We start from the raw sequence: 10,112 nt of genomic DNA, 5'->3' as shown, positions 1-10,112 counted from the left end.
GCGCGGGGTGGACGGGGGGCGACGGCGGCGGCGCGCCCGCCCGGCTCAGCGTCGGACCGCCCTTGGGCGCGACGCAGGAGGCGAGCAACAGCGCCGCGGTCGCGACCGCCGCCAGCCGAAGCCGGCTCATGCCGCCCACGTCATGCGGCTTCGTCGGTCTCGACCAGGATCCAGTTCGGATCGTCCGAGCGGATCTGCCGGCTGAACGTCCACAGATCGTGCGTCTGCACCGCGTCGGTCATCGATCCGGCGACGACCTGACCCTCGGCGTCGCGCGTGATCGCGGCGATGTCGGCATCGAAGCGCACCGAGATCACCGCCATCCGGCCGGTCAGCACCGCGCTGTCGATCGACGAGCGCTCGATCGAGACCAGCCGGTTCTCCAGCGTCTCGCCGGCCTCCGTCCGGGCGCCGATCGCGTCGCGGAACGCCTCATAGACTTCATCGTCGGCGAGGCGGCGCAATTCCGCCTCGTCGCCGCGCCAAAACGCCTCGAGCACCATCCGGTAGGCCGAGCGCGCGCCGTCGAGGAAGCCCGCGACGTCGAACTGCGGATCGGCCGACACGATCGAGCGGATGCCGTCGAGCGCATGCGGATCGACCATCGCGGCGATCGTGCCTGCGGCCTCGGGCTTGCGATCGACCAGCGACTCGACCGAGTTGCGCTGGACCATCGGCTCGGTCGGCTTGGCCAGGGGCTTGGCGACGGGCTGCTCATGCCCGGTCCGGCGCCCGAGCACGGCATACAGCCGCAGCCCGAGGAAAAGCGCCGCACAAGCCAATATGATGATTTCGGTCACCGAACCTCCAAGCCAGGGCGTGTCGCCCAACGGCATTTTCGCATCCCTCTCCATAGAGGAGGGGCGCGGCTTATTCAAACGGCGCGCTGCCCAAGAGGTTGCGCCGCGCCATTGCTCCGGGCACATCACGCTGCTAGGCGCCGCCAAACCGCCCTGCGCGTGCGTATGGCCGAACTTATCACAGCTGAGGATGACGTCCCATGGCCGAGAACGAGGCCCCCGATTTCCTGACCGTGCCCCAGCCCAACGGTGCCGACGATCAGCCGCAGGTCGGCATGATCGCACAATATGTGAAGGACTTCTCCTTCGAGAATCCCAACGCCCCCGCGGTCTACAATTGGCAGGCGCAGCCGCAGATCGACGTGCAGTTCAACATCGGCACGCTGCCCGTCGCCGAGGATCTGCACGAGACCGCGCTGCGCATCGAGGTCACCGCGACCGGCGCCGAGGGCACCGCGTTCAAGCTTGAGCTGCTCTACGGCGGGCTGTTCGCGATCAAGAATGTGCCCGTCGAGGCGATCCCGGGGTTCCTGCTCGGCGAGGCGCCCCGCCTGCTGTTCCCCTTCGCGCGGCGGGTGGTCGCGGACGCGGTGCGCGACGGCGGCTTCCCGCCGCTGATGCTCGACCCGATCGACTTCAACGCGCTCTATTTCTCGCAGCTCGAGCAGCAGAGCGCGGCAATGGGCGAGCCGGCGGGCCAGGCCTGACCTCCTCGCCCCTCCCCCGTTCGTCCCTGAGCGCAGTCGAAGGACATGCTGCAGACGCCGCGCCTGATAACACGCACTTCGACGGCGCTCAGTGCGAACGGGGGAATGAAGTGGCGCTGAAACCGCGATGAGCCTCGTCAAGAACACCGCGACGATCGGCGGGCTCACCCTGGTCAGCCGCGTGCTCGGCTTCGTGCGCGACCAGCTGATGGCGCATTTCGTCGGCGCGGGCTTCGCGTCGGACGCCTTCCTGGTGGCATGGCGGCTGCCCAATCTGTTCCGCCAGCTGTTCGCCGAGGGCGCGTTCGCCGCCGCCTATGTGCCGATGTTCAACCGGCTGGTGGCGCAGGCCGAGAAGGACGGCGAGCCCGGCCTGCCCGCGGGTCTCCGCTTCGCCGAGGACGTGCTGTCGATCCTGCTGCCCTTCCTGTGCGTGTTCACCACGCTGATCATGGTCTTCCCCAAGCCGGTGGTGTGGCTGATCACGCTGGGCTTCAAAGAGGGCGGCGGACAGGCCAAATTCCTGTTCGCGACCGAACTCACCCGGATCACCTTCCCCTATCTCGCGCTGATCAGCCTGGTCTCGCTGATGGGCGGGATCATGAATTCGCTCAACCGCTTCTGGGTCAATGCCGCGGCCCCCGTGCTGCTCAACATCTGCATGATCTCGGGGCTGCTCTTCTTCCGCGGGCATAGCGACGTCGCGACCGCGCGCACGCAGGCGATCGCGGTCACCGTCTCGGGCGTCGCGCAGCTCGCCTGGCTGGTCTGGTCGGCGCGGCAGGCGGGGGTGGTGCTGCGGCTCAAGCCGCCGTCGCTGACTCCGGCGGTCAGGCGCTTCCTGCGCGTGCTCGGCCCCGCGATCGTCGGCCAGGGCGCGGTGCAGATCAACCTGCTGATCATCACCATGCTTGCCGCGGGCTTCCTCGCCCAGGGCGCGGTGTCGTTCATCTATTATGCCGATCGCCTCAACCAGCTGCCGCTGGCCTTGGTCGGGATCGGCGTCGGCACCGCGATCCTGCCGGTGATCTCGCGCCAGATCGGCGCCGGCGACGAAGCCGGCGCGATCGTCACGCAGAACCGCGCGATCGAGCTGTCGCTGCTGCTCGCCCTCCCCGCCTCCGCCGCGTTCATAACCGCCGCCCACCCGATGATCCACGGGCTGATGCAGACCGGTCATTTCACCGCCGCGGACACCGACGCCACCGCCGCGGTGCTGACCGCGCTCGCCTGCGGCCTGCCCGCCTACATATTGATCAAGGTCTTCACGCCCGGCTTTTATGCGCGCGGCGACACGCGGACGCCGGTGCGGATCGCGCTGATCGAGATGGCCTGCAACATGACGCTCAATCTCGCGCTCGTCTTCGGGACGCGTCTCGGCATCGTCGGGCTCGCGGTGTCGGGCGCCGCCTGCGCGTGGATCAATGTTGGGCTGCTCTACGCGGTGTTGCACCGCCGCGGGCTGTTCGCGATCGACGCGCAGCTGCGCCGCCGCCTGCCTCGCCTGCTGCTCGCCAGCGTCGCTATGGGGGCGGTGCTGCTGCTGCTCAAACGCTGGATCGAGCCGCATCTCGACGGCGGGCTGCTGGTCCGCGCGACCGGGCTGCTGCTGCTGATCGCACCTGCCGCCCTCGCCTATTTCGGCTGCGCCTTCCTGTTCGGCGCCTTCCAATGGTCCGAGCTCAAGCGCCTGCTCACCCGCCGCCGCGCTTGACCTGACGCGCCCGCTCGGCAAGAGCGCGGCCCATGACAAAACGCGTCGTCTCGGGCATCCAGCCCACCGGAAACCTTCACCTCGGCAATTATCTGGGGGCGATCCGCAACTGGGTGCGCCTGCAGGACGAGGTCGCGCGCGACGGCGGCGACTGCTTCTTCTTCCTCGCCGACCTCCACGCGATCACGGTCTATAACGAGCCCGCGGCGCTGCGCGCCAACGTCCGCTCGATGGCCGCCGCGCTGATCGCCTCGGGCGTCGATCCCGACAAGAGCGTGCTGTTCAACCAGGCCGCGGTCTCGGCGCATGCCGAGCTCGCCTGGCTGCTCAACTGCACCGCCCGCATCGGCTGGCTCAACCGGATGACGCAGTTCAAGGAGAAGTCGGGCAAGGACCGCGAGGGCGCCTCGATCGGGCTGTTCGCTTACCCTGTGCTGCAGGCCGCCGACGTGCTGCTCTACAAGGCGACGCACGTCCCCGTCGGCGACGACCAGAAGCAGCATCTCGAGCTCGCGCGCGACATCGCGACCAAGTTCAACACCGATTTCGAGACCGATCTGTTCGTGCTGCCCGAGCCGATGATCCCGCCGTCCGCCGCGCGGATCATGAGCCTGCGCGACGGCAGCGCCAAAATGTCCAAATCCGATCCGTCGGACATGAGCCGGATCAATCTCACCGACGACGCCGACGCGATCACCGCCAAGCTGCGCAAGGCCAAGACCGACGCCGAGCCGCTGCCCGACGATCCGGCGCTGCTCGCTGCGCGGCCCGAGGCGAGAAATCTCGTCGGCATCTACGCCGCGCTCGCCGACGTCCCCGTCGCCGAGGTGCTGGCGCGCTTCGCCGGCCAGGGCTTCGGCGCGTTCAAGCCCGCGCTCGCCGAGGTCGTGGTCGAGACGCTGCGACCGATCTCGGCGCGGCTCGCCGAGCTGGAGACCGACAGCGCCGAGCTCGACCGTCTGCTCGCCGCCGGCGCCGCCAAGGCGCGCGCCGCGGCGGCGCCGGTCGTGGCCGCGGCTTATTCGGCACTTGGGCTGAACCGAGAAACTCAATGACAGGCGCATACGTTCAACGCATATTCAGCACGCTTGGCGGAGGAGTGGCCGTCACGTCCTGACATGCGGGATTTTCCGCCAAGAGGCACGTCCATGACCATGAAACGCGCGTTGCTTGCACTTGCCGCCCCGATCGCCCTGCTGGGCATGAGCGGCTGTGCTACCGATTTCCACGCCAATGTCGCGCGATTCCAGCGGCTTCCAGCCCCGCAGGGGCAGACCTACGCGATCCAGCCGACCAAGCCGATGGATCGCGGCGGGCTCGAATTCGCGACCTATGCCAATGAGGTGAGCGGTCATCTCGCGCAGCTCGGCTATCGTCCGGCCACACCCGGTGCGCCGGCCGACATGATCGTCCAGCTCGGCTATGGCGTCGACCATGGCCAGCAGAAGGTGACGACCACGCCGGGCTTCGGCGGCTATGGCGGCTACGGCCCCGGCTGGGGCGGCTTTGGCGGCGGCTTCGGCTATGGCCGCTTCGGTGGGTTCGGCGGCTTCGGCGGTCGCGGCTGGGGCTATGGCTGGGGCGGCTTCGGCGGCTGGGGCGACGGCTTCGGCTATCCCGACGTCGAGAGCTACACCATCTATTCGAGCATGCTGACGATGAACATCACGCGCGCCGATGGCGCGCGCCTGTTCGAGGGCCGCGCCCGCGCGCATTCGACCACCGACGACCTGACCCAGATCGTCCCCAATCTGATCGAGGCGATGTTCACCGGCTTCCCCGGCAATTCGGGGCAGGACATCCGCATCACCGTCGCGCCGCGCCAGAAGCCCAAGGCCTGAGCGATCCGATCTCGTGCCGGAGGGCGTCGGACATATCGTCCGGCGCCCTTTTGCATGAGCTGACGCGATGACCCGCTACCCCCGGCTCCTGTTCGCGATGGCGATGCTGTGGCTGCTCGGGCTGCACATGGTGCTGCTCGCCGCGAGCCTGCCCGTGGTGCGGCACCTCCGGGTTCACGCCCGCGCCTGGCCCGTCGGCCTGGCGCCGATGCGGCTGGTGCTGCTCTCCGACCTCCACGTCGCCACCCCCGGCGACAGCCCTGCGCATCTCGCGCATGTCGTCGCCCAGGTGAACGCGCTCGCGCCCGACCTCGTGCTGATCGCGGGCGACTTCCTCTCGACCGGCGAGCTGCTGGCCGAGGCGGCGCCCCTCCAGGACTCGACCGCGCCGCTGGCGGGGGTGCGCGCGCGGCTGGGCACGATCGCGGTGCTCGGCAACCATGATTATGGCGCCGGCCGCGCCCCGCGCGTCACCGCCGCGCTACGGCACGAGGGGGTGACGCTGCTCGACAATGACGCGGTACGCCGCGGCCCGCTCGCGATCGTCGGGGTCTCGGACGCCAACACCAATCACGACCGCGTGCCCGCAGCGATCGATCGCGGGCGCGCTGTCGGCGGCCTCGCGGTGATGCTGACGCACAGCCCCGATGCGATCCCCAAACTGCCCGCCGGGGTCGATCTCGCGCTCGCCGGGCACACGCATTGTGGCCAGGTCACGCTGCCGTGGATCGGCGCGGTGACCACCGGCTCGCATTGGGGCCGGCGCTACGCCTGCGGCGTCGTCCGCGAGGGCGACCGCACGTCGGTGATCACCGCGGGGCTCGGCACAAGCAATCTGCCGATCCGGCTGGGTGCGGCACCCGATCTGTGGGTGATCGACGTGGGGCGGTGAGGCGCGCGGACATCCTCCCCATCGCAGATGGGGAGGGGGACCGCCCGCGCAGCGGGCGGTGGAGGGGTAGGCCAACGGGAAACGAGCGGTAGATCGGCGGCGCTGGACACCCCTCCACCACCGGCTTCGCCGGCGGTCCCCCTCCCCGAGCACGCTCGGGGAGGACGGATCGCCTTACGCCTCGAGCTGCCGCAGAAGCAGCCGCACGTCGGCGTCGAGCTCGGCGTCGGCGATGCGCAGCTTCTCGATCTGGCGGACGGCGTGGATCACCGTGGTGTGGTCGCGCCCGCCGAAGCGGCGGCCGATCTCGGGCAGCGAGCGCGGGGTCAGCTGCTTGGCGAGATACATCGCGATCTGCCGCGGCCGGGCCACCTCGCGCGCCCGCCTTGCCGAGGTCATCTCGGACTGGCGGATGCGGTAATGATCCGAGACCTTGCGCTGGATCTCGTCGATCGTGACGCGGCGCTGATGCGCGCGCAGCACGTCGGTCAGCGTCTCCTCGACGAAGGCGATGTCGATCGGCCGGTTGGACAGCATGGCGTACGCCACCACCCGGTTCAAAGCCCCCTCGAGCTCGCGGACGTTGGACGCGATCCGCTTGGCGAGGAACAGCTGCACCTCCTGCGAGACCTGCGCCTGCGGCATATTGTCGAGCTTGCGCGCGATGATCGCCAGCCGCAGCTCGAAGTCGGCGGGATTGACGTCGGCGACCAGCCCCCACGACAGGCGCGACAGGATCCGGCTCTCGATTCCCTCCAGGTCCTGCGGCGACCGGTCGGCGGTGATCACCAGCCGCTTACCCGCCGAGATGATCTCGTTCATCGTGTGGAAGAATTCTTCCTGCGTCGAATCCTTGCCGGCGATGAACTGGACGTCGTCGATCATCAGCACGTCGGCCGAGCGCAGCCGCTGCTTGAAGCCATGCGTGTCGCGGGCGCGCAGCGCGCCGACGAACTCGAACATGAACTTTTCCGCCGACATGTAGACGATCTTCGCCTTGGGGTGGCGGCGGCGATATTCATGCCCGATCGCGTGCATCAGGTGGGTCTTGCCCAGCCCGGTGCCGCCGTGGAGGAACAGCGGGTTGAAGCTGACCGGTCCACCCTCCGCGAGCGTCCGCGCGGCATTATAGGCGACCTCGTTCGCCTTGCCGACGACGAAGCTGTCGAAGGTGTAGCGCGCCTCCAGTTGCAGCGCCTCGGCGGGCTCGTCCTCGCTGGCCTCGGCCGGCGCGGCGACGGGCGCCGGCGTCGCATCGAAGGTCGCCGGCCGTGCCGATTCGATTCCGGTCGAGACGACCACCGCTCGGACCGCGGGCAGATGCGCGCGCCAGGCGTGGAGCAGCCGCTCGGCATAATGCGTCTCGACCCAGGTCGCCATGAAGGTCGAGGGCAGCGCGATGCGAATCGTGCCGTCGTCGTCGAGACCGGCGAGCATCGCGGGCTTGAGCCAATTGTCGAAGGTCCGCGCGCCGCAATCGCGGCGCAGGCCGGCGCGGATCGATTCCCAGGCGAGATCGATCGGATCGCCCGCGACGGCGCCCGTTGCCCCCGCTGCCGAATCCTTCGTGCTGACCGCTTGACTCACGCAACCTCCCCAGCCCGGAAGCGCAGGCCCCCGGAACGTCGCAGACATGATTGTCCGGTGGCCGAGGCGCCCCCGCCCCGCCGATCCGACGACACTCGAATACTCTATGGTCCGGTGGATCAGCCGAAGTGATTCGATGCCGCCGGTAGGAGCTTGTAGGAAGCTCGCGGCCCCCCGATCAAGGCCCGGCGCGGTCACATTGCTGAAATATTGGCCTTGACACAGGCCCGCCGCGGTTTCCCGCCATATATTGTTTTTATCGTTATTTTATAACGACTTAGATGGTTACACTTTCGTATAGATTTCGCGAATCGTGGATAGTCCTGGGGTTGCGATCGTCACGCATCCGTCATCATGCAAAGGGCCCGCCGATCGACTGACCGGCGAGCCCTTGCTCGTCTTAATGCAGGATAAACCGAATCAGCCGAGCGCGGCGACTCGCTTGGTCAGGCGCGAGAATTTGCGCGCGACGGTGTTCTTGTGCAGCACACCCTTGGAGATGCCGCGTGCCATCTCGGGCTGGGCGGCCGCGAGGGCGGCCACGGCCGCAGCCTTGTCGCCCGTCACGCAGGCCGCTTCGACCTTCTTGACGAAGGTGCGGATGCGGCTGGTGCGCGCACCGTTGATCTCGTTGCGGCGGTCGTTGCGACGGATGCGCTTCTTGGCTTGCGGCGTGTTCGCCATGGATGTCCTCGAACCTGGTGCAAAAGGGATGGCGTCGCAGGCGAACCCGCTCCGGGAAGGCGAGCCCTTTACGGAAGCCGCGGGGATTCGTCAACGGAGACGCGCACTCAGCGCTGGCAGGCCGGGCAATGGAAGGTCGAGCGACCCGAATCGACCCGCCGCCGGACCACCCCGCCGCACGGACAGGCTTCGCCCTCGCGGGCATAGACGCGGAACTGCTTGGAGAAATAGCCGAGCTCGCCATCCGGCCGGGCATAGTCGCGCAGCGTCGAACCGCCCGCCTCGATCGCGGAGAGCAGCACCTCGCGAATCGCTTCGACCAGCGGCACCAGCCGCTTGCGCGCGATCCGGCCCGCCGCCCGCGTCGGCGCGATTCCCGCCATGTTGAGCGCCTCGCAGACATAGATGTTGCCCAGCCCCGCGACGATGCGCTGGTCGAGCAGCATCGCCTTGATCGGCGCGACCCGGCCGGCGAGCGCTACGGCCAGCACGTCCGCGTCGAACTCAGGACCGAGCGGCTCGGGCCCGAGCGCGGCGAAGGCGGGCCAGGCGTCGAGATCGCCCGTCGCGACCAGGTCGACCGAGCCGAAGCGCCGCGGGTCGGCGAGCGACAGCAGCCTGCCCGCCTCGGTCTCGACGAGGAGGTGGTCGTGCGCGCCCAATGCCTCGGGGTCGATCCGCCAGCGCCCCGACATGCCGAGGTGGAAGATCATCGTGTCGTCGCGATCGGTGTGGATCAGCCCATATTTGGCGCGCCGCCCCAGACCCGTGACGCGCGCGCCGGTCAGCCGCTGGCGCAGGTCGACCGGAAAGGCACGGCGCAGATCGGCGCGGCGCGGCTCGACGCGGGTCAGCCGCGCGCCCAGCAGCACGCTCGACAGGCCGCGGACGGTGGTCTCGACTTCGGGAAGCTCGGGCATATTCGTGGGCGGAGCTAGGATCGAATTGCTTGGGGCACAAGGCATGGGCTAAGCGCTGCGCCCATGGACCAAGACACCGTTTCGTTCGGCTATGCCGACGTGCCCGCCCAGGACAAGACCAAGCTCGTCGGCGACGTCTTCGCGCGGGTCGCCCAGCGCTACGACATCATGAACGACGCGATGTCGGGGGGCATGCACCGGTTGTGGAAGGACCAGTTCGTCCGCCGCGTGAAGCCGCGCGCCGGCGAGGCGATCCTCGACATGGCCGGCGGCACCGGCGACATCGCCTTCCGGCTCGCCCGGCACGGCGCCGCGGTGACGGTCGCCGACATCAACCCGGCGATGCTCGGCGTCGGCGTCGAGCGCGCTGCCAAGAAGGGCATCGACGGCCTGGTCTGGGCGGAGGAGAATGCCGAGACGCTGAGCTTCGCCGACAAGGCGTTCGACGCCTATACGATTGCCTTCGGAATCCGCAACGTCACCGACATACCCAAGGCGCTGCGCGAGGCGCACCGCGTGCTCAAGCGCGGCGGGCGCTTCTACTGCCTCGAATTCTCGACGACGACCTGGCCGGGCTTCAAGGAGGTCTACGACGCCTATTCGCACCGCGTCGTCCCCAAGGTCGGCAAGCTGATCGCGCAGGACGAGGAGAGCTACCGCTATTTGATCGAATCGATCCGCCGCTTCCCCGACATGCCGACCTTCAAGGCGATGATCGGCGAGGCGGGGTTCGTGAATGCCAAGGTCGAGCCGATCCTCGGCGGGCTGGTCGCGATCCACAGCGGCTGGAAGATATGAATCCTCTTCTGATCCTCCCCATCGCAGATGGGGAGGGGGACCACCCGCAGGGTGGTGGAGGGGCGATGCGTAGCGCGTCCCCCTCCACCACTCGCGTCGCGAGCGGTCCCCCTCCCCAAGCGAGCTCGGGGAGGATCAGGTCGTGACCTCCACCGCCACCCACCTCGTC

General features: G+C 68.6%; 10 protein-coding genes. 6 read left to right on the top strand and 4 right to left on the bottom strand.

Annotated elements, in window-relative coordinates; translation table 11 throughout:
• Window positions 1-140: 140 nt before the first annotated feature.
• Window positions 141-800, bottom strand: coding sequence for a Tim44/TimA family putative adaptor protein (locus tag Q0326_RS09170; RefSeq protein ID WP_298689403.1), 660 nt, complete (start codon window positions 798-800; stop codon window positions 141-143).
• Between the two features lie 200 nt (window positions 801-1,000).
• Here Q0326_RS09170 and secB point away from each other — a divergent pair, with 200 nt between their 5' ends.
• From secB to Q0326_RS09145, 5 genes are all read left to right on the top strand, one after another.
• On the top strand, window positions 1,001-1,507 hold the full coding sequence (gene secB, locus Q0326_RS09165) for a protein-export chaperone SecB (protein WP_298689401.1): 507 nt from the start codon (window positions 1,001-1,003) through the stop codon (window positions 1,505-1,507).
• 127 nt (window positions 1,508-1,634) lie between these two features.
• Window positions 1,635-3,221 carry a murein biosynthesis integral membrane protein MurJ gene (gene murJ / locus Q0326_RS09160; protein ID WP_298689399.1) on the top strand — a complete coding sequence of 529 codons (1,587 nt, stop codon included), beginning with the start codon at window positions 1,635-1,637 and terminating at the stop codon, window positions 3,219-3,221.
• Between the two features lie 32 nt (window positions 3,222-3,253).
• Window positions 3,254-4,276, top strand: coding sequence for a tryptophan--tRNA ligase (trpS, locus tag Q0326_RS09155; RefSeq protein ID WP_298689397.1), 1,023 nt, complete (start codon window positions 3,254-3,256; stop codon window positions 4,274-4,276).
• A gap of 93 nt (window positions 4,277-4,369) precedes the next feature.
• Window positions 4,370-5,062: a DUF4136 domain-containing protein gene (locus Q0326_RS09150; protein ID WP_298689395.1), complete on the top strand. Its 693-nt coding sequence runs from the start codon at window positions 4,370-4,372 to the stop codon at window positions 5,060-5,062.
• A 67-nt stretch (window positions 5,063-5,129) separates the two neighbouring features.
• On the top strand, window positions 5,130-5,954 hold the full coding sequence (locus tag Q0326_RS09145) for a metallophosphoesterase (protein WP_298689393.1): 825 nt from the start codon (window positions 5,130-5,132) through the stop codon (window positions 5,952-5,954).
• Between the two features lie 174 nt (window positions 5,955-6,128).
• Here Q0326_RS09145 and dnaA read toward each other — a convergent pair whose 3' ends face one another.
• The 3 genes from dnaA to mutM all read right to left on the bottom strand — a co-directional run bounded on the left by dnaA (window position 6,129) and on the right by mutM (window position 9,145).
• Window positions 6,129-7,475 carry a chromosomal replication initiator protein DnaA gene (gene dnaA / locus Q0326_RS09140; protein ID WP_298689405.1) on the bottom strand — a complete coding sequence of 449 codons (1,347 nt, stop codon included), beginning with the start codon at window positions 7,473-7,475 and terminating at the stop codon, window positions 6,129-6,131.
• Between the two features lie 486 nt (window positions 7,476-7,961).
• Window positions 7,962-8,225 (bottom strand): 30S ribosomal protein S20, encoded by a 264-nt coding sequence (gene rpsT, locus Q0326_RS09135; RefSeq protein WP_298689390.1) that lies wholly within the window; start codon window positions 8,223-8,225, stop codon window positions 7,962-7,964.
• Between the two features lie 107 nt (window positions 8,226-8,332).
• Window positions 8,333-9,145, bottom strand: a complete 813-nt coding sequence (gene mutM / locus Q0326_RS09130) for a bifunctional DNA-formamidopyrimidine glycosylase/DNA-(apurinic or apyrimidinic site) lyase (RefSeq protein WP_298689388.1) — start codon at window positions 9,143-9,145, stop codon at window positions 8,333-8,335.
• 63 nt (window positions 9,146-9,208) lie between these two features.
• Here mutM and Q0326_RS09125 point away from each other — a divergent pair, with 63 nt between their 5' ends.
• Window positions 9,209-9,943, top strand: coding sequence for a class I SAM-dependent methyltransferase (locus Q0326_RS09125; RefSeq protein WP_298689386.1), 735 nt, complete (start codon window positions 9,209-9,211; stop codon window positions 9,941-9,943).
• Window positions 9,944-10,112: the final 169 nt, after the last annotated feature.

The organism is uncultured Sphingomonas sp. (assembly GCF_937859915.1).
In the GTDB taxonomy this organism is placed as follows: Bacteria; Pseudomonadota; Alphaproteobacteria; order Sphingomonadales; family Sphingomonadaceae; genus Solisphingomonas.
This window is presented reverse-complemented; position numbering and strand designations above follow the sequence as displayed.